18 protein-coding genes and 1 tRNA gene are annotated in these 22,259 nt (G+C 64.6%); 8 read left to right on the forward strand and 11 right to left on the reverse strand.

Going from position 1 to position 22,259, the window contains the following annotated elements:
- Positions 1-87 precede the first annotated feature (87 nt).
- Genes ACQRA4_RS06310 through ACQRA4_RS06320 form a run of 3 tightly spaced genes read right to left on the reverse strand, consistent with a single transcriptional unit; the run spans position 88 to position 4,212 of the window.
- Positions 88-1,470 (reverse strand): aminopeptidase, encoded by a 1,383-nt coding sequence (locus tag ACQRA4_RS06310; protein ID WP_427822245.1) that lies wholly within the window; start codon positions 1,468-1,470, stop codon positions 88-90.
- Between the two features lie 16 nt (positions 1,471-1,486).
- A complete protein-coding gene (selA, locus tag ACQRA4_RS06315; RefSeq protein WP_427822246.1) occupies positions 1,487-2,908 on the reverse strand; it encodes an L-seryl-tRNA(Sec) selenium transferase in 1,422 nt (473 codons plus the stop codon).
- A complete protein-coding gene (locus ACQRA4_RS06320) occupies positions 2,905-4,212 on the reverse strand; it encodes a bifunctional folylpolyglutamate synthase/dihydrofolate synthase (RefSeq protein ID WP_427822247.1) in 1,308 nt (435 codons plus the stop codon). Before ACQRA4_RS06320 ends, selA begins: the two co-directional genes overlap by 4 nt.
- Positions 4,213-4,438: 226 nt before the next feature.
- On the opposite strand from ACQRA4_RS06320, the gene ACQRA4_RS06325 reads away from it, so the two are divergent.
- Both ACQRA4_RS06325 and ACQRA4_RS06330 read left to right on the forward strand, forming a co-directional pair.
- Positions 4,439-4,515: transfer RNA gene (locus ACQRA4_RS06325), tRNA-Arg, on the forward strand.
- 283 nt (positions 4,516-4,798) lie between these two features.
- Positions 4,799-5,815: an alpha-hydroxy-acid oxidizing protein gene (locus ACQRA4_RS06330; protein WP_427822248.1), complete on the forward strand. Its 1,017-nt coding sequence runs from the start codon at positions 4,799-4,801 to the stop codon at positions 5,813-5,815.
- 78 nt (positions 5,816-5,893) lie between these two features.
- On the opposite strand, the gene ACQRA4_RS06335 is transcribed toward ACQRA4_RS06330, so the two are convergent.
- Positions 5,894-7,006 carry a pyridoxal-phosphate-dependent aminotransferase family protein gene (locus tag ACQRA4_RS06335; RefSeq protein ID WP_427822249.1) on the reverse strand — a complete coding sequence of 371 codons (1,113 nt, stop codon included), beginning with the start codon at positions 7,004-7,006 and terminating at the stop codon, positions 5,894-5,896.
- Between the two features lie 494 nt (positions 7,007-7,500).
- Positions 7,501-8,922, reverse strand: coding sequence for a histidine-type phosphatase (locus ACQRA4_RS06340; RefSeq protein ID WP_427822250.1), 1,422 nt, complete (start codon positions 8,920-8,922; stop codon positions 7,501-7,503).
- 235 nt (positions 8,923-9,157) lie between these two features.
- Here ACQRA4_RS06340 and ACQRA4_RS06345 point away from each other — a divergent pair, with 235 nt between their 5' ends.
- The 3 genes from ACQRA4_RS06345 (at position 9,158) to argF (ending at position 13,185) form a co-directional block, all read left to right on the forward strand.
- Complete coding sequence (locus tag ACQRA4_RS06345) at positions 9,158-11,413, forward strand: bifunctional diguanylate cyclase/phosphodiesterase (RefSeq protein WP_427822251.1); 2,256 nt, start codon at positions 9,158-9,160, stop codon at positions 11,411-11,413.
- Positions 11,414-11,493: 80 nt separating this feature from the next.
- Positions 11,494-12,042: an N-acetyltransferase gene (locus ACQRA4_RS06350; RefSeq protein ID WP_427822252.1), complete on the forward strand. Its 549-nt coding sequence runs from the start codon at positions 11,494-11,496 to the stop codon at positions 12,040-12,042.
- 105 nt (positions 12,043-12,147) lie between these two features.
- A complete protein-coding gene (gene argF / locus ACQRA4_RS06355; RefSeq protein ID WP_427822253.1) occupies positions 12,148-13,185 on the forward strand; it encodes an ornithine carbamoyltransferase in 1,038 nt (345 codons plus the stop codon).
- Between the two features lie 668 nt (positions 13,186-13,853).
- Here the strand turns inward: argF and ACQRA4_RS06360 are convergent.
- Together ACQRA4_RS06360 and ACQRA4_RS06365 are read right to left on the reverse strand one after the other, a co-directional pair.
- The gene (locus tag ACQRA4_RS06360; protein WP_427822254.1) at positions 13,854-14,543 is read right to left on the reverse strand and encodes a LexA family transcriptional regulator; all 690 of its coding nucleotides are present in this window, start codon (positions 14,541-14,543) and stop codon (positions 13,854-13,856) included.
- A gap of 299 nt (positions 14,544-14,842) precedes the next feature.
- On the reverse strand, positions 14,843-15,808 hold the full coding sequence (locus ACQRA4_RS06365; protein WP_427822255.1) for a M48 family metallopeptidase: 966 nt from the start codon (positions 15,806-15,808) through the stop codon (positions 14,843-14,845).
- Positions 15,809-15,947: 139 nt separating this feature from the next.
- Here ACQRA4_RS06365 and ACQRA4_RS06370 point away from each other — a divergent pair, with 139 nt between their 5' ends.
- The 3 genes from ACQRA4_RS06370 to ACQRA4_RS06380 all read left to right on the forward strand — a co-directional run bounded on the left by ACQRA4_RS06370 (position 15,948) and on the right by ACQRA4_RS06380 (position 17,785).
- The gene (locus tag ACQRA4_RS06370) at positions 15,948-16,379 is read left to right on the forward strand and encodes a FlxA-like family protein (protein WP_427822256.1); all 432 of its coding nucleotides are present in this window, start codon (positions 15,948-15,950) and stop codon (positions 16,377-16,379) included.
- A 126-nt stretch (positions 16,380-16,505) separates the two neighbouring features.
- Positions 16,506-17,081, forward strand: a complete 576-nt coding sequence (gene rbr, locus ACQRA4_RS06375; protein ID WP_427822257.1) for a rubrerythrin — start codon at positions 16,506-16,508, stop codon at positions 17,079-17,081.
- A 272-nt stretch (positions 17,082-17,353) separates the two neighbouring features.
- Positions 17,354-17,785: a hypothetical protein gene (locus ACQRA4_RS06380; protein ID WP_427822258.1), complete on the forward strand. Its 432-nt coding sequence runs from the start codon at positions 17,354-17,356 to the stop codon at positions 17,783-17,785.
- Between the two features lie 134 nt (positions 17,786-17,919).
- Here the strand turns inward: ACQRA4_RS06380 and ACQRA4_RS06385 are convergent, their stop codons facing one another.
- From ACQRA4_RS06385 to ACQRA4_RS06400, 4 genes are all read right to left on the reverse strand, one after another.
- Positions 17,920-18,834 carry a tyrosine-type recombinase/integrase gene (locus ACQRA4_RS06385; protein ID WP_427822259.1) on the reverse strand — a complete coding sequence of 305 codons (915 nt, stop codon included), beginning with the start codon at positions 18,832-18,834 and terminating at the stop codon, positions 17,920-17,922.
- A gap of 246 nt (positions 18,835-19,080) precedes the next feature.
- On the reverse strand, positions 19,081-19,656 hold the full coding sequence (locus ACQRA4_RS06390) for a hypothetical protein (RefSeq protein WP_427822260.1): 576 nt from the start codon (positions 19,654-19,656) through the stop codon (positions 19,081-19,083).
- On the reverse strand, positions 19,657-20,130 hold the full coding sequence (locus ACQRA4_RS06395; RefSeq protein WP_427822261.1) for a GNAT family N-acetyltransferase: 474 nt from the start codon (positions 20,128-20,130) through the stop codon (positions 19,657-19,659).
- A gap of 11 nt (positions 20,131-20,141) precedes the next feature.
- Positions 20,142-22,199, reverse strand: coding sequence for a hypothetical protein (locus ACQRA4_RS06400; RefSeq protein WP_427822262.1), 2,058 nt, complete (start codon positions 22,197-22,199; stop codon positions 20,142-20,144).
- Positions 22,200-22,259: the final 60 nt, after the last annotated feature.

Consider the following 22,259-nt stretch of genomic DNA (forward strand, 5'->3'; position numbering starts at 1 on the left):
ACGGCGCAAACAGCGCAAAGCTGGTTTTGTCATCAATAAGGCCCCGGCGGTCGCCGGGGCCACGGTGCAATGCGGTGCGGTGGGGCGTCATGCCTCCAGAAATGCCTTGTAGGCTTCCAGCGTGGCGTGCAGGTCCGCCACGCTGGTCAGCTCAAAGGGGCTGTGCATGGAAAGCACGGCCGGGCCCAGATCAATGACCCGCATGCCATAGGCCGCCAGAAAAAGGGCCACCGTGCCGCCGCCGCCCAGATCCACCCTGCCCAGTTCGGCCGCTTGCCAGGGAATGCCCCTGGCGTTGCACAGGCCGCGCAGCTCGCCGAAAAATTCGGCGTCCGCCTCGCTGGCGCCGTATTTGCCGCGCGAGCCCGTGAATTTGGAGAAGCAGGGGCCGTAGCCCAGCTGGGCGGCGTTCTGCTTTTCATGCGCCTCCTGAAAATCCGGGTCCAGAGCGGCCTGAACATCGGCGGACAGGGCGCGGCTGCGCAACAGCACATGCGAGGCGGACGCGCCCGGAGCCCAGGCCCGGGCCAGATCCTCCACGCAGTACTGGAAAAAGCGCGAGGAGGCGCCCGTGGCCCCGTCCGAGCCGATTTCCTCCTTATCCCAGAAAATCACGGCCATGTTGCCTTGCCCTTCAGCCGTGAGCAGGGCTTCCAGGGCCGTGAACACGCAGATGCGGTCATCCTGCCCGTAACCGCCCACCAGCGCCCTGTCAAAGCCCACGAAACGCGCCGGCCCGGCGGGCACGGCCTGAAGCTCGGCGGTGATCAGGTCTTCTTCGCTGACGCCGTATTTTTTGTGCAGGATGTCCAGCAGCTGTTCCTTGATCGGCTCCTTGGGCGCGTCCTTGCCTTTTTTGCCGCCCCTGGCCTGCTTGGGGCTGTGCGCCAGGATGAGATTCAGCTTTTCGGCCTCAAAGGCTTCGCTGATGGTCTGGCCGTTCTGTTTCTGGGCCAGATGGGGCAGCAGGTCGGCGATGCAGAACACCGGCTCGCCCGGCTTTTCACCAATGTTTACCGCGATGCTCTCGCCGTTTTCGCGAATGATTACCCCATGCAGGGCCAGAGGCCGCGCCAGCCACTGATACTTGCGTATGCCGCCGTAATAGTGGGTCTTGGCCTGGGCCACGCCGGGCTGCTCGATGAGCGGGCGCTGCTTGAAATCCAGGCGCGGGGCGTCGGCATGGGCCGCGATGAGCGCCAGACCTTTCTCCAGCGGGCGGGAGCCGCGCCGGGCCGCGAACAGGGCCTTGCCGCGCAGGGGCCGCAGCACGCGGTCGGCGGCGAAGTCTTCGCTGTATCCGGCCTGGGCCAGACGTTCACGCGCGTAGGCCACGGTTTCGCGCTCGGTCTTGCAATGGGTCAGAAAGTCGATGTAGCGGGCGGCCAGGGCTTCCATGTCTTTGCGACGTCTGGCGCCGGCATAAGTCTCCCAGGCGTTTTGCGGTTTGTAAGCCAGTGTCTTTTCCATGTTTTTTCCTTTTCCGCTATGCGGTGCGCTTGTTGTCCGCCGTGCGCAACGCCGTTTGCAGGGCGCGCAGAAGCGGCGGGTATTCGTTGCTTTCCAGGGTGCGCGGGTCCAGACAGAAGTGATCGTCCTCCAGGCGGCCCAGCAGGGGGGGGTCAGCGTCCAGCAGGGCCTTTTTCAGGGCAGTGGCGCTGAGCCGCGCGGGTTTGAGGCAGACCAGGCTGGTGGGCAGGTCGTACTGCGGAAAGGCCCCGCCGCCCACGCGCGAAACATCCGGGCGCACGCTCACGGCGCAGCTCTCGCCCAGGGCCTTGCGCAGCCGGGCGGCCAGGGCGCGGGCGCGCCTGCTCAGCTCTTCGGGGCGCAGGCAGATGCGGCGCAGGGTGGGAATGCGCTGGCGGGCCTGTTCCGGGTCCAGATAAAGGCGCAGGGTGGCTTCCAGAGCGGCCAGGCAGAGTTTGTCGCAGCGCAGGGCGCGGGTCAGGGGGTCGCGCTTCAGCGCGTCCACCATTTCTTTGCGTCCGGCGATGATTCCGGCCTGCGGGCCGCCCAGCACCTTGTCGCCGGAAAAAGTCACCAGATCAGCGCCGCCCGCCAGCACCGAAGGCACGGTGGGCTCGTTGGGCAGACCGTGGGAGGAAAAATCCATAAAGCTGCCGCTGCCCAGGTCTTCAAAAAGCGGCAGGCCGCGCTCATGCGCCAGGGCGGCCAGCTCCGGCAGGGGCACGGCGGCGTGAAAGCCCACTATGCGGTAATTGGAGGTGTGCACGCGCAGCAGGGCGCGGGTGTTTTCGTTGATGGCCGCCGCATAGTCGCGCAGATGAGTGCGGTTGGTGGCGCCCACCTCGCGCAGTCGCGCGCCGCTTTTTTCCATGACTTCGGGGATGCGAAAACTGCCGCCGATCTCCACCAGTTCGCCGCGCGAAACGATCACCTCGCCGCCCTTGCAGAAGCCGTCCAGCATCAGCAGCACGGCGGCCGCGTTATTGTTGACCGCCAGGGCGGCTTCGGCCCCGCTCAGGCGGCAGATCAGCTCTTCCACCAGTTCGTAACGGCTGCCGCGCCCGCCGGTGTCCAGGTCAAGTTCCAGATTGCAGTAGCCTCCGGCGGCCAGGGCCACGGCCTGCCGGGCCTCCCGGGCCAGCACCGAGCGCCCCAGGTTGGTGTGCACCACCACGCCCGTGGCGTTGAGCACCGGCCTGAGCCGGGGCCGCAGCCCGGCGCGCGCATGGGCCAGCAGGCCGGGCAGTTGGGCGTCCAGGCTTAACAGGGCGGCCTCGCGGCAGCGTCCGGCGCGGATGTCCTGTCGCCGGGCCTCCCAGAAGGCGGCGACCAGTTCGCGCAACAGGGCGCGCGGAGCCGCCTCCAGTTGGGGATCGGCCCTGGTCAGGGCGTCAAGGCAGAGGTCGGCGGCGGGTATGGCGCGGAAGAGTTCGTTCATGGCAGTGCCTTTGGCGGCGCGGCCGCCGCCAGATTGGGGAAAAGGGTGAAAAATTCGGCCAGCAGATAAAGAGAGCCGGTCAGCAATATGGGCCGCTCAGGGCTTGCGCCTTTCACGCGGCGCGCGGCGGCCAGGGCTCGCGGCAGGGCGTTCGGGCCCTCCAGGGGCCGGGCGGTGGCCGGGGGGAGGCTGTCGCAGGCGGCGGCCACGTTGTGGATATCGGCGGCGCGCGGATTGTCCAGAGCGGGGATGAACAGGGGGGCCGCGCCCAATCGGCGTTTGAGCATCAGTGCCGAGGTGCGCCAGTCCTTGTCGCCCAGGCAGGAAAAAACGGCCCCGGCGGGGCGGACGCCCGACGACTGTTCCAGATAATCCAGCGAGCGCAGCAGGGCGCGCATGCCGTGGGGGTTGTGCGCGCCGTCCAGCAAGAGGGGCGGATACTCCTCCGCAGCGGGTACGCGCTGCAAACGGCCTGCCAAAAAGGCGCGGGTAAGGCCGCGTGTCTGGGCGGCGGCATCGTCGGCCCGTCTGCCCAGCAGCGGGGCCAGTTGCCGCCAGGCCGCGAGGGCCAGCCCGGCATTGACCAGTTGGTGCGGCCCGGCCAGCCCGAGACGGGGCAGCCATGCGGCGGGCAGAGCCTCGGCCTGATGCAGGGGCGCATGGCGGGCGCGCGCGGCTTCTTCCAGACAACGCGCGGCCGCGGGAAATTGCGGGGCCGTGCAGAGCGGGGCCGGGCCGCGCACGGCGGCGGCCTTGTCCGAGGCAATGGCCGCGAGGGTGGGGCCCAGAATGTCCCTGTGATCCAGGGCAATGGGCGTGTAGCAAAGCAGGTCGGCATCCAGGGCGGTGGTGGCGTCGTGGCGTCCGCCCAGTCCGGCCTCCAGCACGGCCACATCCACGCCGTGTTCCCGGAAGAGCAGCAGGGCCAGCGCTGTGAGAAATTCAAAGTAGGTCAGGCCGCCGGGCGGGGGGGCCTCGGCCATGAGCGCATTGGCGCGCGCGGTCCAGCTTTCGCCGGGCAGGGCCTGTCCGTTCACGCGGATGCGCTCTTCTGGCGAAACGAAATGCGGCGAGGTGTACAGGCCGGTTTTGCAGCCGTGAGCCGCGCAAAGCGAGGCCAGAAAGGCCGCCGTGGATCCCTTGCCGTTGGTGCCCAGAATCTGAACCACCGTGAAGGGCGGCCGGGTCAGGCCCAGGGCGCTCAGGGCGCGGCGCATGCGGCCCAGGCGCATGTCCATGTGGAAGAGGCCGAGGCTGTCCAGATGGGTCAGTATTTCCCGAAAATTGTGAAACATCGCGCTCATGCCCGCCACAATATCTGAAAGCGCGCCGTCTGTCAGCGGGGAAGAGCATGCTCTTCGGCCGGGGCGTCGGCGGAACGGCGCTCGCGCCTTCGGGGGCCCTTGCCGCGAAAAGCGGCCGCCATGACGGTATGGCGGCCCGGGGCACAGCGTCGCGCGCGTCTTGACGAGGCGGGCCGCCGTCTCTATAGTGAGCGCGCACATGGCGGCTTGCCCGCCGGCCTGGCCTGCGCCCATAGCTCAGATGGATAGAGCAGGAGCCTTCTAAGCTCTTGGTCGGGGGTTCGATTCCTCCTGGGCGCGCCAAAAGAAAACACTGGTCCGCGAGTGACGTCGCGGGCTTTTTTTATGCCGGGGAAGGGGCGTTGCGCGCGCCGTTGACACGGGCGGCATCTTCAAGCAACCTGTCAGCGCGTTTTTTCATGAAAAAAGGGCCATTCAAGCGCTTTGTCGCCTGTCCGCGCGCGGGCCCGGAGCCCGCAACGCCGGGCAAGTCGCCTGCCGCATCGCGGGGCGGGCCGGATCAGAGCGGCCGGAATAACTTCTGAACCCGGCTCGCTTCCCCGTCATAAATCTGGAGGAAATTCATATGGATATGAAAACACTGCGCCAGCAGGCGCGGGAACGCATGAACGGCGCCTGCCGCGTCTGCCCCCACTGCGACGGTCGGGCCTGCGCCGGAGAATTGCCGGGCATGGGCGGCATTCGCACCGCCGCGTCCTTTCGCGCCAATATCGCCGCTCTGGAAAAAGTCTGTCTGAAAATGCGGCTGATCCATGAGGTGCGCGCGCCGGAAACCGCCTGCGAGGTGCTGGGCCTGCCCCTGAGCCTGCCGGTGCTTATAGCGCCTCTGGCGGGCACGGCTTTTAATATGGGCAATGGCCTTTCCGAAGAGCGCTTTGCCCGGGTGGTGACGGAGGGGGCCCGCTCGGCCGGCGGCATCGCCTGCACCGGCGACGGCACGTCCGAAGCTTTTGAGAGCGGGCTGAAGGCTGTTGAGGCTGTCGGAGGCTGGGGCATTCCCGTGATCAAACCCTGGGCGGGCGACGCCTTTTTTGAGAGGCTGGAACGCGTGGCGCGGGCCGGTTGCCGGGTGGTGGGCATGGATATTGACACCGCCGCCATTACCGCGCTGGCCAAGAGCAAGCGCCCGGTGTCGCCCAAAAGCCGTGAGGAACTGAGCGCCATTGTGGAAAGAACGCATGCCCTGGGCCTGAAGTTCATGCTCAAGGGCGTGCTCAGCGTGGAGGACGCGCTGGCCGCCGAAGAGTGCGGCTGTGACGCCATTGTGGTTTCCAACCACGGCGGGCGGGCCTTTGAAGCCGTGCCGGGCACGGCCGCCGCTCTGCCCGCCATTGCCCGCGGCGTGAAAAAAATGACCGTGCTGGCGGATGGCGGCGTGCGCTCCGGCGCGGATGCGCTCAAGATGCTGGCTCTGGGCGCCAGGGCCGTGCTGATCGGACGCCCGGCCATTATCGCGGGCATGGGCGGAGAGGAAGAGGGCGTTCAGATGCTGCTTTCCCGCATGCGGCGTCAGCTTCTGGAGGGCATGCTGCTCACGGGCTGCGCTTCGGTCAGGGAGGCCGGGCCGCATCTGCTGGCCTGAGCTGAGCGCGTTTTGTCCAAAAAATGAAGGCGGCGGCATCATGCGATGCCGCCGCCTTGCCATGCGGAAAAGCGAAGATTATTTGTTCAGGCATGCCTTGATGGCGTTGATCAGACGGTCAATGGGCTCTTCACGCGCGCCCTCGCCCATGACGCCCACGCGGATGACCTTGCCGGCCAGTTCGCCGAGGCCGCCGGCCACTTCGATCTTGTGCTCCTTGCGCAGGCCGGCGCGCAGGGCATTGGCGTCCACGCCGGCGGGCGGCAGGTAAAGGTTGATCTGCGGCGCGCCGCCTTCCTTGGCGAAGGGGATGAAGCCCAGTTTCGCCAGGCCGTCGCTCAGGCGCTGGTGCATGGCAATGTGCCGGGCAAAGGCGGCGTCCAGACCTTCGGTCAGCAGATTGTCCAGGGCCTGGTGCAGGGCATAGTACATGTTGATGGGCGCGGTGTGGTGGTACACGCGCGGCGACCCCTCCCAGTACTTGCGTATGAGGGAGACATCCAGGTACCAGTTGGGCACTTTGGTTTTGCGCCTGGCAATGGCCTCCATAGCCGCGTCGGAGAAGCTCGCGGGCGCCAGCCCCGGAGGCACGGAGAGGCACTTCTGCGAACCGCTGTAAAAGGCGTCGATGCCCCATTCGTCCACGCGCATGTCCACGCCGCCCAGGCCGGCCACGCTGTCCACCAGATAAAGGGTGTCGCTGTTTTTGACCAGTTCGCCGATGGCGGCGATGGGGTTGTTGATGCCGGTGGATGTCTCGGCATGCACGACGGCCAGAATCTTGTAATGTTTCTTGTCCAGTTTGGCCTTGACGACGGCCGGGTCAATGGGACGGCCCCAGGGGCATTCCGCCACATCCACCCGCGCGCCCAGGCGGGTGGCCACTTCCACCATGCGCGAGCAGAACACGCCGTTGTTGACGATCAGCACATCGTCGCCGCGCTCCACCAGATTGACGAAGGTGGCCTCCATGCCGGCGGAACCCGTGCCGGAGATGGGGAAGGTCACGGCATTCCTGGTTTTGCACACGGCGCGCAGTTGTTCCTGAATGGCGTCCATGACCTTGATGCAGTCGGGGTCAAGATGCCCCAGCGTGGGGATGCTCATGGCCTTGAGCACATTGGGGGCGACGGGGCTGGGGCCGGGGGCCATCAGCAGGACATGATCCAATTCTCCGAAAACCGTGGCCATATCAAGCTCCTGTTTTTTGGGTGTGGTGCCTCGGATGCTCAGAAAACAGCCCGGCACTGTAACAACATTTATAAGAATAAAGCAGTATGCCCATCAAACAGTACAAAGCCCGGCGGAGGCGCAAAAGCGGTTCCGGCAGGTTCTCAAGCAAAAATACTGTCGGATGTGTCGGCGGGGACCATCCAGACGCGTGTCGTTTGCAAACATCGGACGCCGGCCTGCGGACGCCGTGGCGCTGGTTGTCTCTTCTGCGAGGCGCTGTCATGTCAACGCTGTTATTCAGAAACGCGCGATATAAAACCGCCATGTTTTCATATTGCCCGGATTCTCCATAATCCGCGGCGCAAAAAAAGCGACGCCGGCCCATAGTATGCCGTGGCATAAGAGTACGTCAAAACGGAACGGCTGTACAGCGAAAGAAAAAGCAATGCCGCGTTCATCCGGCGCGGCAGCCGGAACCTCTGGCGCGGGGCCAACGGAAGTTCCGAAACGCGCTATTTGCGAACTTCTCTGCCCGAATGCAGGTGGGGAACCCGCCTGGGCGCCAGCGGCGCGCCCGCCGTTTTTTCCCGCACCATCCGCAGAAAATCGGCAAGCGCAAAGCGGGCCGCGCCCACCACCGGCGGGGCATAGACATTCGCGGCCGCCGGCGCGTGCAAACGGGGATTGACAGAGGGGGCATCGTCGGCCGCAAACTCTCCGCGAACATCCGGCGACTGGGCCGGACTTGTCGCATCGCCCCGCCCGGACGGCGCAAGCGGGCGTGTTTCTTCGGCAAAGGGCGCGTGCAGGGCCTCTGGCGGCTGCGCGTAAAAGCGCACCCGCACTTCACGCCTGTCGCCCCGGCCCCAAAGCTCCAGAAACAGGACGCCCGCCGGGGGAATATCGTTGGGCGGGTAGCCCCCGGCCTGCCAGTTGACGCCCAGCAGCGCGCCCAGATTGGCAATATTGGTGTCGTGCCCCACAAAGACCACCAGCGAGGCCGCGTTGAGGCGCTGGTCATAGTGCGTGCCCGTAAGCGCGGCGGTCATTTCCGTCAGCAGGGAGGAGCCGCGCGCCCAGGCCACCAGGGGGGCGCGGTTGACCACATCAAAGATGCGACTGTGCACGGGCTGCGTCTGGCGCAAGGTTGCGCCGTCCACCTGGCCCCAGGCGGCGGCGCTGCCGGGCCATTGCCCGTACTCCAGCAGAAAGATTTCCGCCAGGCTGGAGGCGATGCCCAGACCGCCCGCCAGGCCCACGCTGCGGCCTTCCGGCGAGATGCTTACGGAGTTGGGAATTTCCGAAAGGCGGCATTGCGGCGGCAGGCCGAAACGGCTGCACAGCTTTGCCGAAGGCGGCGCGCTCAACCGCTCAATAAGGGCCAGCGGGGCCGCCAAATCTTCCTGAAGGCGATCCAGCCCGCCGTCGGTCATGCCCAGAACGCTCTTGGCCGCGGCCGCGGGGTCAAAAGCGTACAGACCGGCCTTGACCGGGTGAAAGAGGGGGTCGGGTTCGGCGTCGGCCACGGCGTAGCCCTGCGCGCAGCCCGGCGTCAGGCCTTCCAGCAGGGCATGGGCCGTGGCCCTGGTGCGCTGGTCCGTATCCGCGCGCACGAAAATCGTTCCCGGCGGGGGGCAGGCCGCATCCGGCAGCAGGCCGCAGTTGAGCAGCGTTCCGCGCAGATCCGCCCACATGGCGGTGACCAGACGGGCGCCGCGCGGCGTCAGATGCCCGCGCTCCACCGGCCAGCGCGGCCAGAGGCGCTCGCTCCAGAGAGCGAGCGTTTCCGGGGCCTGCGTGGGCGAGCGGACGCCGTGCCGGGAAAGGGCCACTATCTTGAGCGGCCGGGCCTCGTCGGCAACGGCGCCGGCGACCGGGGACGCCATGAGGATGACGCAGATCAGGCCGGAAAAAAGCAGGTGCAGGGTGCGCATGATACTTCTCCTTGAGGCTGCTGAAGCAGCATAGCCGCAAAGCATGCCGACGGCAACGCCGCCAGGAAGGCCCCCGCTGTTTCTGGCGTTCCCGGACGCGCCGCGGCATGCGGCGCAGGGCTTCCGCCGCGGAGGGCTTCAAGGGCGTCGCCAGGCGTCGGACGGGCTTGCGAAGTTTGTTGAAAGGAGTTATAATTGTATCTTATCAGTAACGATACCTTTTAAGAGAGAGAACGTGTCCAGCAAGTCCGAACAGATCAAGCGCACCTATGCGATGGGTTTATTGATTACCAGCGTCATTCTTGTCTGCGGCCTGATTTTGCTGCGTCAGGTCAGTTCGCAGAAAGAGCGGGAAAACGCGTTCTATCTCTATGATACAGTCAATCAGTTGCAGACCCTGCTGCAACGCCAGATCGCGCTGGACTTCCAGACGCTGTATGGTCTGGCCATCAGCCTCGGCCATATGCCGGAAAAGGAAATCCTTCCCGTACTGAAAGAAATCAACGACAACAACTCTTTTTTGCGCATGGGGCTGGCCGGGCGCGACGGGCGGGCGGATCTTGTGGATATCAGCGGCGAACTGCACCGGAATGTTGATCTGTCCGACGCTCCTTTTTTTCAGGAGGCGCTTGCGGGCAGGGCCGCGCTTTCCAACGTGCGCGGGAACCTGTTCGGCCCCGGGGCGGTGGTGTACTGCGCGGTTCCCATGCATGACCAGAACGGCGCGATCAGCGGCGTGCTCATGGCCGCCAATTCGGTGGACGTTTTTCTGGGCATTCTGGGCATGTCACTTTTTGAAAACAAGGCGGTGACCTCGCTCATTGACGGCAATGGCGCCTATGTGCTGCGCTCCTCCGCCTCCGCTGCCGACGCAGAAGAGGATATCTTTCGTCTCGGCGTTCTGGAAAACATGACGCGGGAACGGGTGCTGGAAAACCTGCAAAAGAACCGGCGCGACGTGTTCTCCTATACCTCGAACGGCGCGGAGTATTTCGCCGCCTACGAGCCTTTGGGCGTCAACAACTGGTTTTTGTTCTGCACCGTGCCCGCGACCGCGCTGTCTCTGGCCCCCAAGGCCTTGTGGTTCAGCGTGTATGCGATTCTCGGCCTGGCCTTGCTGCTGACCTTTTTTCTGCTGTGGCGCGCGCAGAAGATCGGCAATCAGTACCACGGCGAGCTGGAGCGGCTGGCCTTTATGGACCCCCTGACCGGCATACGCAACTTTCGCAAGCTCAAGATGGACGCCGCCGCGCTGATGCGCCGCAACCCCGGCATTACCTTTGCGGTTTGGTATGCGGACATCAAGAATTTCAAATATTATAATGAAATGTTCGGCTATGAAATGGGCGACAAGGAACTGGTGCGCGTCGCCAGGCTGCTGGCGGACGGCGGCGGCCCCATGAGCCTTTGTTGCCGCGCTTCGGCGGACAAGTTTGTGGGCATCTGCCCCATGACCGATCGCGCGGAGTGCATACGGGAGTTTCAGGAATGGGGCAAGCGTCTTGGGGAGGGCAGCCCGCATTCCAGCGCATTTCCGCTGGTTCTGCATGTGGGCATATACAGTACGGATACGCACCGTGCCGGAGAAATATCTTTCATGGGCATGGTCAACCGGGCCGACATCGCCTTGAGCATGGCCAAAAAAGACAGCACCCACACCTGCGCGTTCTATTCCGAGTCCATGCGCAGGTTGGGCATGCAGCAACTGGAGCTTGAGGGCAAGATGGAGGCCGCCCTGCAGAGCGACCAGTTCAAACCCTATTTTCAGCCCAAGGTTGACATCCAGAACGGCAACCGCATCCACGGCGCGGAGGTGCTGGTGCGCTGGTTCAGCGACCGCCCGGTGCCGCCGTGCGATTTTATTCCGCTGTTCGAGCGCAATGGCTTTATCATCCAGCTTGACCGGTATATATTCACCCGCGCCTGCGAATGGTTGCAACAGCGTCTCAGGGATGGCAAACCCATGCTGGATATCGCGGTGAACGTCTCGCGCCTGAGCCTGATGCAGGACGATTTTCTTCTCTACTACAGCAGCACCAAAGAGCGTTACGGCATCCCCGACGGTCTGCTGGAGCTGGAGTGCACGGAATCTCTGGCGCTGTTTGACGAGTGCTTCGCGGATATTCTGCAGGAACTGAAGTCTCGCGGCTTCATCTGTTCGCTGGACGATTTTGGCGCGGGCTTTTCCTCGCTCAACGTGCTCAAGGATATGCCCATCGACGTGCTCAAGCTGGATATGCTTTTTCTGCGCAACAGTCACGATCTTAAACGCGAGCGCATAGTCATTTCCAGCATCATCGCCATGGCCCAGCAACTGGGCATCCGCACTGTGGCGGAAGGTGTGGAGCACGCCGAACAGGTGGACTTTCTGCGCTCCAAGGGCTGTAATCTGGTGCAGGGTTATGTATTTGCCCGGCCCATGTCCGAAGAAGCCTTCAATGCCCTGCTGGACGAACTGCGCGACGGACCCATGCCGCTGGCCCAGGCCTGAGCCAGCGCCCGACGCCCCCTGGCCGCGCCGCCCCCGCGCCGTGGGCCGGGCGGCCGCAAACACCGACAGGTAAAAAAACAATGCCCATAGCCATTCCCCGTTTTGACGCCGGGGATACCATCATTGTACCGGACGTGCGCGTCAGCGAGGCGTCCGCGCTGGAAATTCGCCCCGCCCGCGTGGGGGATGTGCACGGCATGTCGGCCCTGATCAACCAGTATGCCTCTTCCAACGTCATGCTGGCGCGGGGCCCGCAGTATCTGTACCAGCATATTCAGGACTATATGGTCATCACGGCCCCGGCGGCGGACAGCGGGCGGGAAACCGTGGTGGCCTGCGGTTCTCTGCATGTGCTCTGGGAAGACCTGGCGGAGATACGCTCCATCGCCGTGCATCAGGCCTGCCAGGGGCGGGGCCTGGGGCGGCGGCTGGTGGAGGCCCTGGTAGAGCGTTGCCGCCGCCTGGGCATTGCCAGGGTTTTTGTGTTCACTCTGGCCGAATCTTTTTTCAGCCATTGCGGTTTCGCGGTATTTCAGCGGGAAAGCCTGCCCCCGGTCGTCTGGGTTGAGTGCAGCAAATGCCCGAAATTTTACCATTGTGACGAAATCGGCATGATTCGCATGCTGTGACGGCCGGCGCCCCATGGCGAAAACGCTGGCGCGGCATGCCGCCGGGGGCTTTGCCCCCGCTTTTGTTTTCACCCTTTCCCGGGCCCATGCGGGCCGGAGCAGCGCATGAACAGACTGGAACGCAGAAATTTTCTGAAAGAGATTGATTTCACCCCGGAAGATCTGACCTATCTTCTGGATCTGGCGGCCTGGCTCAAGGCTGCCAAAAAAGCGCGGCGCGAGCCCAAGTTCATGAAGGATAAAAATATTGCGATCCTTTTTGAAAAGGATTCCACGCGCACCCGCTGCTCCTTTGAGGTGGCCGCGCATGATCAGGGCGCGCACGTCACCTACCTGGGGCCGTCCGGTTCGCAGATGGGCAAAAAGGAATCCATGGCCGATACGGCGCGGGTGCTGTCCCGCTTTTTTGACGGTATTGAGTACCGGGGCTATGAGCAGGCCCGTGTGGAAGCTCTGGCCAGGTTCTCCTCCGTGCCGGTCTGGAACGGGCTGACCAATGAATGGCATCCCACCCAGCTTCTGGCAGATATGCTGACCATGCGCGAATGCTGTTCCAAGCCCCTGAACGGGCAGTGCCTGGCCTATCTGGGCGATGCCCGCTACAATATGGGCAACTCGCTGATGATCGGTTCGGCCATGCTGGGGGTGAACTTTCGTTCCGTGGCCCCCAGGGCCCTCTGGACTTCGGACGAAATTTTTGAAATGGCGCGGCGGATTGCACGGAGCACCGGGGCTGAAATCACGCGCGCAGAAGATGTGGAAGAGGGCGTCAAGGGCTGCGACTTTTTGTACACCGATGTCTGGGTTTCCATGGGTGAGCCGGATGAGGTCTGGAAAGAGCGCATCGAACTGCTCACCCCCTACCGGGTGAACATGGCCGTCATGGAAAAGACGGGCAATCCAGATTGCAAGTTTCTGCACTGCCTGCCCAGCTTTCACAACCGGGATACCGCCGTGGGCGAGGATATTTACCAGCGCTTCGGGCTTGAGTGCATGGAAGTGGATGACGCCGTATTTGAATCTGACCGCAATATGGCCTTTGAAGAAGCGGAAAACCGGATGCACACCATCAAGGCGGTGATGGTGGCCACTCTGGCAGAGGAGCCGCTGCCCTTCGAGCAGGCCGGGCCGGGCCATCACTAGCGTCTGATTGCAAAAATCCTTCGCGGAATTCCGCGAAGGATTTTTGCGGGATCGTTGGCGAAAAAACGCGCTTTTTCGCAAGGAGCCCGACCACGCCGCCGCAAACCCTTGCGGGTTTTGTAGTGCCTACTTTTGCGGGCAGACACCAGGCGCAGACCTCATTGACAAACAGGTTATGGGTTTTGTTTGCCGCCAGGCCGCCTTTTTCATGCGGCGGCATGGGGGCGAATCGCCCCTGAAAAAGGCATGAGCTTCGGGCGGTCGCGAGAGCGGACGCCCACGCTCGATGAGGCCGCGTTTTTCAGGCGCGCGCCCCATTCTGCGGGGAAATGCGGCGTCGCTTTTGAAATAGTGACTTTCAAAGGCAAAATGCTTTTGAAAACGAAAATTGCCCACGCTCGCGGGCCAGCGCGGGCAATTTTTGTTGCACGCCGCGCCGGCCCGAAAAACGGCTTTTTGGCGGTTGACCGCCTGACGGGCGTGGAGACTGGGCGCGTTCATGCCGCGCCGGCGCATCGGGCGGCTGGCGGCAACACCGTTTGCTGTAAAGGTTTTCCCACTTCGCGAATGGCGGCGCTCTGCTCCGCGCGCCCGCGGGAAACGCGTTATCCAGCGTTTCACTGAATATTGCGGCCATGCGCGGGGCGGGCACAAGGGCCGGGCGCTGGTCAGCGGTATTCGCGGCCGGACCAGAGCACGCGACCGATAACCCGGAACTGATCCGCACAGTCGCCGCGCAGATCCAGACTCACGGGCGGATAGGCCGGATTGACGCTGTGCAGGATAATCTTGCCCGGCAGTTTGTCGATGCGCTTGATGTAGATGGCGTCTTCAAAACCCACCGCATAAAGGCGGCCCGGGCTGATTTCGGTCTGGCCGCGATCCAGCAGCACCAGGTCATTGTCAAAAATTTCCGGAACCATGCTGTCGCCTGACACGCGCATCAGCACCATGCGCCGGGGGTTGCCCTTGCGGCGCAGAAAATCGCCGCGAAAAGCATAACCGCCCTCGGTGTCGGCGCTGACTTCCATACTGCCCGTTCCGGCGGACAGGCGCGCTTCGGCCAGCGGAATGGTGATCAGCTCGGTTTCGCAGTCTTCCTGCACGCTGGGCAGTTCGCCTTCAGCGGCTTCGGGCAGGCGCATGGGCCCGCTGCCAAAAAAAAGCCAGTGGGCGTTGACTCCGGTCTGCGCGGCGCAGGCCTGAATCCAGGCTGGCGGCACCTCGCCGCGTTTGCGCGCCCCGCTTATGGACTGGGGCGTGATGCCCAGGGCGCGGGCCAGCTCGGCGTCGCTGCCGGCGTTCAGGGCCCGCAGCAGTCGGGTCAGAGTTTGAGAAAAAGACGTTTTGTCGGACATGGCAAACCTCATGCTGCCCGGTAGGGCATGGAAACGCGTACAGATTCAGTGTGCGGACTGATTGTGGTAAATTTTATATGAACTATATCAATTTCAGGTGTTGATTGCAAGGGCTTTGCTTCGCAAAAAATTGATGGAGCCTGTGGGCCGTCGCGCAGCCATCGCTTGCACGCCACGCGCAATGACAAATGGAATACGCCGGCTGCGCCAGGCATGCCCTTTGCCGGAACGGAGGCGGCCGGAAGGCGCGCTTTTGGCCGCGCCGCAAAAATCAGCGGATTTCATGGCATATCTGGGGGCTATGGCGCGTCCGGGTCAGAGACATGCAGCGCCCACCAGGGCAGTTCCCGCCAGGCGCGGGTGAGGGCTTTTTCCATATCCGGCCAGCGCGGCGAAAAGCGGGCCAGCTCGGCCCGGAACGCCGGGGAGTGGTTCATCTGGCGCAGATGGCAGAGTTCATGCCAGCAAAGGTGCTCCAGCAGGGGCACAGGCAGAAGCAGCGCCCGCCAGTTCAGGGCGATGCGCCCCGCCGCGGGGGGCGCGTCCGCATGGGCCGCGCTTTCCCTGCCGTGGGGGCTTTTTCTTCCCGTCAGCCTGTCCAGAAGGCTCCGAAATCCGCCGGCCTCGCGCGGCGGCGCGTTTTTGCCGCCGGCGCGCGAGCAACTGCCCCAGCGCCCGCGCTGGTCGCGCACGTTCACCGCGCTCAGGCAAAAATTCGCCCCGGCGGCCAGCCGCAGAAGATAGGGCGGCAGCAGGCGGGCGGCCTGGCCCCGGCACCAGCGGCGCAGGGCCAGCGCGCCGAGGGCCGCGTCTTCCGGCGGGCCGAACAGGCGCAGGCGGCCCGGCGTTTCCAGCAGCAGCAGGCGGCGCGCCCCCCGGCTGACCAGCAGAGAGCGCGCGCAGCTCTGGCTGCGTCGCCGGCCCTCGGCCAGATCGCCGCCCGGTTCCACCTGAAATTCCAGGCCCGGCAGGGGCAAAACAATCACGCGCGGCAGGGCGGCTTTCGGCGCGTGTTGCCGGTGTCGCCGCCAGGCGCGCTCCAGCCAGGGCAAAAAGCGGGGCAGCGTCCGCTCGACGGCGGCGGCGGGCCAGTGGTCGGGGGCCGTCAGCAGCAGAGCGCCGTCCGGGGCCAGGCTCAATCGGGCCTGGCGGGCGCGGGGCGAACGCCGCACGCGCGCCGTAAGCCGGGCGCCGTCGGCAAGCGTGAAGACCGCCGTAAGGTTTGGGGCGTCTGGCGACAGAAAGGCGGCAGTTTTTTCGGGCATGCGGGCAGGCTGCCACAGGCGGGGGGGGAGTGTAAAGCGGCGGATTGCGGCAGCCCGTTTTTTGGCGCGAAACTTGCTTCCCCCCAGCGTGGACACGCAGTGGGAGAAAAAATTTCCCAGCCAGCGCAGGAGAGCAGCCATGGAAGTGGGAACCGCATATAATGCAGGCAGTCTTTGGGGGCTTGACGCCGTTTCTGCCACGGATTCGACCGCGCGGAAAGCCGCGTCCGCGAGCCGGGGCGACGCCTCGGGCGATACGGTGAGCATTTCCGACGAGGCCAGAAAGCTTTTTTCTGGAAAGATTCACAAGTATGATGCGGGCAGCGCCGCGTCAGCGGCTGAGGGCCAGGGCGGCGGTTCCGGCGGCGGGACGGCTTCGTCGTCCTCTTCGGGTTCCAGCGACGCGGAAAGCATCAAAAAGCAGATTGAGTCACTGACAAGCCAACTGTTGAGCCTGGCTTCACAGATCAGCGGCGGCGCGGCAGATGCGGGAGTCAACAGCAGGATAAGCGCCCTGCAATCCCAGATTGCCGCGCTGGAAGCGCAGTTGAACGCCGCCGGGCAGGCCTGAGCGTGCGCCCGGCTTGACAGATAAACCGACAGTGGGTAAGAAATTAAAAGGGATAGCGGGGCTATCCCTTTGTTTTTCTCTTCTGCAACTCATTCAACCATGCCCGACAGCGGGCTGAGGTACAGCATGAAATCTCTGAAAGGCACCCAGACTGAAAAAAATATTCTGACCGCCTTCGCCGGCGAGTCCCAGGCCCGCAACCGTTATGATTATTTCGCCGCCAGGGCCAAGTCGGACGGCTATGTGCTTGTGCGCGACATCTTTACGGAAACGGCCCTGCAGGAGAAAGAGCACGCCAAGCGCCTGTTCAAGTTTCTGGAAGGCGGCGACGTGGAAATTCAGGCGGCCTATCCCGCCGGCGTCATCGCGGACAGCGCGGCCAACCTGATCGCCGCCGCCGCCGGCGAAAACCATGAGCACACCGAAATGTACCCCGCCTTTGCCGCCGTGGCCGACAAGGAGGGCTTTGCTGAAATCGCCGCCGTCATGCGCAATATCGCCGTGGCCGAGGCCTATCACGAAAAGCGCTTTCTGAAGCTGGCCGCCGACATCAGGGAAGGCCGCATGTTCATGCGTTCCAAGCCCACGGTCTGGCGTTGCCGCAACTGCGGTTGCCTGGTGAAGGGCGCAAGCGCGCCGGACGTCTGCCCCGCCTGCAATCACCCCCAGGCCCATTTTGAGGAACTGAATTACACGTTCTAACCCGGCTGTCTGATGCGAAACCCGCGTCGCGCCCCGCTTTCAGGAGGCATGCGCGGGTTTTTTTGCGCCGTTTGCCGGCCTGATCTGATTTAGGGCATTTCGTTCATGGAAACGCTCTGCGAATCCGGGTGGGGCGAGACTCCGCCGTCACATCGGCGCAGCGGCGCTACATTGCTGTCGCTCTGATGGAGGCGTGAAACCTGCGGGTCAGAACATGGTTTTGGCTGGCGGATATTTTCAAATGCAAAATGTTTTAATGGAGATACGCTGTTATGTGGGATACGCTGGTTCTCTGGGTTCACCCCGTCATGCAGAGTGTGGCCGCGCTCATCGGCCTGCTGGCCATGTGGCAGGGATGGAAGCGCGTTCAGATGTTGCGTGGCCGCAAGGTCGTCTTTCCCTGGCGAACCCATGTGCGCTTGGGCACGCTGGGCCTTTTGATCTGGACGGCCGGGGCCTTCGGCTTTTATGTCACGCACAGCCTGTTCGGCGCCACGCACATCACGGGCGGCCACGCCTTCATGGCCTGGCCGGTCATGGCCTTGTCCGTTCTGGGCCTGATCACCGGCGGGGTCATGAACAAATACAAGAAAAAACGCTTCTGGCTGCCCCTCGTGCACGGCGTGGGCAACACCATACTGATTATTCTGGTGCTCTACGAGTGCTGGACCGGCCTTGAGCTGTACGACGCGTTCATGGCGTAGGGCGCTCGTATATTTAAATGCAAGGCCCCGGCATCTCGACGGATGCGGGGCCTTTTTGCGTCTGCGCGAGGGAGGGCGCGACGCGGCTGACGCGCGCGGGCGGTCTTTTGCCGCCGGGCGGGGCGGCTGCTCCGCTACCCGTTCTTCACGCTCAGAAAGCCGCTGACGACCTGGGCCGCCGACAGCAGGGCGGCCTGCCCCAGATGGGCGTACCGCATGGTGGTTCTGGGGTCGCTGTGTCCCAGCAGTTTTTGCACCTCATAAAGCGAATGCCCGGCATTGACCAGAAAGCTGGCAAAAGAGTGCCGCAGGTCATGAATGCGCATATCGGCCAGGCCCAGCCCGCGCCGCAGGGCACTCCAGAAAAGAAAAACATCGCTGAGCGGCTTGCCCGGCGCATGGCCGGGGAAAAGCCATGGGCAGCCCGGCGCGCGCGGCAGGGCGCGGATGACGGCCACGGCTTCGTCAGAGAGCAGAATATGGCGCGGCCTGCCCGATTTGGACAGGGGCACGGTGAGCAGGCGTTGATCCAGGCGCACATTTTCCCAGCGGGCCCTGAGAATTTCGCTTTTGCGCGCGCCGGTGAGCAGCAGCAGGCGGATGGCCGCGGCCGCCGGGCAGGGCGAACGCTCCAGCGCCCGCATGAGCCGCCGGGCTTCCGCGAGATTGAGGCAGCGTTCCCGCTGCCAGTGCGTTTTGAAGGCGCGCACGCCCGCGCAGGGCGACTGGCCGGCGGGAAGCACGCCGTGCAGCATGGCAAGGGAACAGACGCTTTTGAATACAGCCAGATTGCGGTTGCAGGTGGCCGGGCTCAGACCCTGGGCCGCCAGACCGTGCAGCCAGTTTTCCACCTCGCCCCTGAGGATGCCGTCCAGCCGCCTGGCCCCGAAAACCGGTGAAAGGCGTTGCCGGGTAATGCGCTCATCCACGCGCCAGCTGCGTTTGCGCATTTTGACGTGCGGCAGGTAGACGGCGTTCACAAAGGCGTCGAGCCGCAGAATGTCGGAGGGGGGAGATGTGGGCGCTTGAGGGCGACTGCGCTGTGCCATGCGGTTTTCTCCTGATGAAAAAGGTGTGGGGGAGGTATGCGCAACGCCCCGCCCCCGGGAAAATGCTTTTCTCAGGGGCGGGGCGACGTCAGCCCGGAAGCGGGGCACGGTTTCGGACGCTTGTTTCACGGGGCGGAAGCCGCGTGGGATATCGATTGCGCTATATGTATGTGTTGATGTAATTGCCGGGAATATATTGAACAGTATGATCAGGGCCGGATTTTTACGCCGCGGCCCGGCGGAAGTCTACCGCAGGCGCGGGCCCCGCGCGCCCAGCGTGAAAAAGTTGCGTCCGGTTCGGCTTGCGCCGTTGAGCAGGGTGGAGCCAAGGCCCAGATAGTCGGTATTGCTTCGTTCGCGCAGGTATCGGGCTTCAAGGCCGGCGCTCTGGGCCTGATTGCGCAGGCCCCAGGCCCGCAGCCGCTGATTGTGGGCCGCATCCGCGCCCCGTTGTTGCAGAGAGAGGGCGTCCAGTTCGCCTTTTTCCGCCGTGTCCAGCACGCGATCCAGCGCGCCGCCCGCGTCGGCCCGCGCGCCCGACGCCCCGGCCTCGGCCCGTTGCGCGCCGATAATCCGGGCTGTCTCCTGCCGCTTGCGGGCCGCGTCCTCGACGCCTTCCCTGCGGGCGGCGCGGGCCTCTTCATCGGCGAGGGCGGCATTTTGCTCCGCAATTCTGGCGTTGCGCTCCGCCAGGCCGGCCTGGTAGCGGGCCTGACGTTGCTGGTTCCGGGCCTGTTGAACCGCGCTTGCCGTGCCCGCCGCCGCGCCGGCCAGGGCCACAGCCGCGCTGATGGCGGCGGCGACGCCGCTTGCAATGGCCATTCAGCGCACCTCCTTCGGCATGATGTTTTTGTGCCAGACCGTTTCGGTATGCCGCGCGCCGAGACGGCGATAGAGCGCGTCGCAGGGGCGTGAAGCCGGCGAACTGTACTGGACAAGCCCCACGCCGCGCGCCGCGAGGCAGGCTTCGGCGCGGCGCAGCAGGGCAAGGGCGGCCAGGCCCCGCCGCGCCCCGGGCGCGAGGTACAGGCCGTCCAGGGCCGCCAGCGTGAGGCCCGGCCGGTGCGGGCAGGGCAGCGCCGTGAAGGCGGCGTAGCCCGCCAGACGACCGTCATCGTGTCTGGCGGTGAGCACAACCAGCATATCCAGTTTCTCCAGAGTGGCGTATCGCGCCGTGTCCGGCTCATAAACCTGCGCGCCGTGCAGGGCGGCTTCCACCTCATCCCAATGGGCCCTGGCCAGAGACCGAACCTCGTCCCGTATCTGACTGAATCCTTCCTTCTGAAAACTGAGCATGGCTTCCTCCGTCAATGTTCGCCAAAGTCCACATCCAGCACCAGCGCCGTCAGCCGGAAGGGCAGGGGCCTGTCCTGCACCAGCCAGACTGTGGCCGCGCTGCTCTGGCCGCCGCCGGGAATGCAGTCCACATCCCCGGAAAAGGGGGGCACGGCCATGCCCCAGCGCTCCGGCAGAAAGGGCAGGTCGTACAATTCATCCCGCCTGGGGCCGTATTTGCCGCCCACGCTGCGGTGCAGGCGCACCGTGCAGCGCCCGTGGGAACGCCCGCGCCCCAGAGTGGAGCCGGACTGGGTGTCGCTTTCCACCGGCAGGGGCGAGAGGGCCGAAACAAAGCCCAGCCCGGCCTGAACCACGCCCGCCGGATAGGGCAGGACGATGCCGCCTTGCCGCACTACGCAGCCCTCCACCGGGCTGCCGTCGGCCAGCACCGAAAGTTCGCGCCCTTCCAGGTGCTCCAGGCCGTCCACCCGCGCGGACGGAGAGTCACGCCGGAAGGTCAGGCCGCAGTCCACAAAAAAAGCCTCCTCCACGGGCGCGCCGTCCTGCCACTGATCGCCCAGGCGTTCCAGAAAACAGCGCGTCTCGCCCTGTATTTCGCGTTCCACCACCAGAAGCAGCACATCGCTGTCCCGGCCCGAAAGGGCGGCCACGGAGCGCACTCGGCCGTCCGTGATCTGGCGCGACCAGCCCCAGATGTCGTGCTCCTTCATATAGGTGAAGGCCAGCAGCAGGCCGTCGTCCCGCACAATCCAGATGGTGGAGCCCGGCGTCTGCTGATAGGCCCACTGCTTCAGACTGTGCCCCTCGAAAAGGTGCGGCGCAAGAATGGAAAGGTCGTTGCCCGCGTAGCCGTCTTTTTCCAGCGAGTAGAAAAGGTCGCGCACGCGGGCCCCGTGGCGCTGAACATGCAGGATGGAATTGCCGATGATGATGGGCGTCAGCCCGGCGCTGCCCCAGTAGGACTGGGCCGTGATGCTCACGCTGTTGGGGGTGATGGCCGCGCCGTCGCCGCCCCCGGCCTTGTATTCGCTGCCTGATGTGCCCAGCAGCAGGTCGCCGAAGCTGGCGGCCCAGGTGATGGCGTCGATGGAGCCGGAGGCGATGAGGTATTCCACCGGGTCGTCGTCCTGAAGGGGACGCGACTTGCGAAAGTTTTCAAAATCGCCGGTGCGCGACATGTAAAAGGCCTGGGGCGCCGCCGGTGTGGCGGCCAGAACCATGCGCTGCTGGTGAAAGGCCACCACGCCGGGATTGTTGCCGTCGGCAAAGGGGTTCCAGTCTTCGCGCGGGGTGTCGGTTGTGTCGGCCTGGTAGTTCTGGTCGCTGAACGTGACGCCCCGCGAGATGCCGATAAAGCCGAAATAGCCTGCCTCTTCGCGGTAGATATTGTATTCTGCCGCTCCTTCCACGGCCTGCCAGGAGATGACGGCGCTGTTGCCCTGCACCCAGTCCGAGGGATGGCGCGCGCCCGCGCTCTGCCCTGCGGGCGACGGCAGCGACTGGCGGCCCTTGTGGTCCACGGCGGCCACCTTGTAACGCAGCGTGTGGGAGCCGCCGCTGCCGGAAAAGCTCACCGACGGCGCCGCCGGCGCGGGCAGGGAGGTGTTCAGAACCACTTCTTCCAGGCTCCAGGCGTAGCCGCCGGAAGCGCCCGCAGCGTCGCGCCGCACCACCTTGTGCAGGGGGTAGCGGCGGTGGGCCAGGTAAATCACGTCGCCGGTCTGGGCGTGGGAAAGCTCAAACAGGTCTTTTGCCTCGTAGGGAGCGACGATGGGCGGCACGCCTTTCACAAGCCCGTGGACGTCGGCAATGCGCAGGCTTTTTTCGCCGAAAACAAGGGCGAAATTCTGCCCGGCCTCGGCGCTGAAACTGAAGGGAATCAGCACCGCGCCGCCGCCCAGGTCAGCCAGAAAGCGGGTGCCGGGCCGCCGGGCCGCGTCGCCGTGCGGGCCGGGCAGCATGTTTTCCATGCAGGCCACGCAATTGCGGTAGCGGGCCAGATCATAGCGGGCGGAAAGCGTCGGCGCCACCTCGCCGCCGGTAAAGTTTTGCAGGGCTATGCGCATACGGCTCCTTTTGTTTGAACTTATATGCTAACTTATATACTATGCCCCTGACGCAAATCT

Origin of the sequence: Desulfovibrio sp. SGI.169, from assembly GCF_050313595.1 — a bacterium.
Lineage (GTDB): Bacteria > Desulfobacterota > Desulfovibrionia > Desulfovibrionales > Desulfovibrionaceae > Desulfovibrio.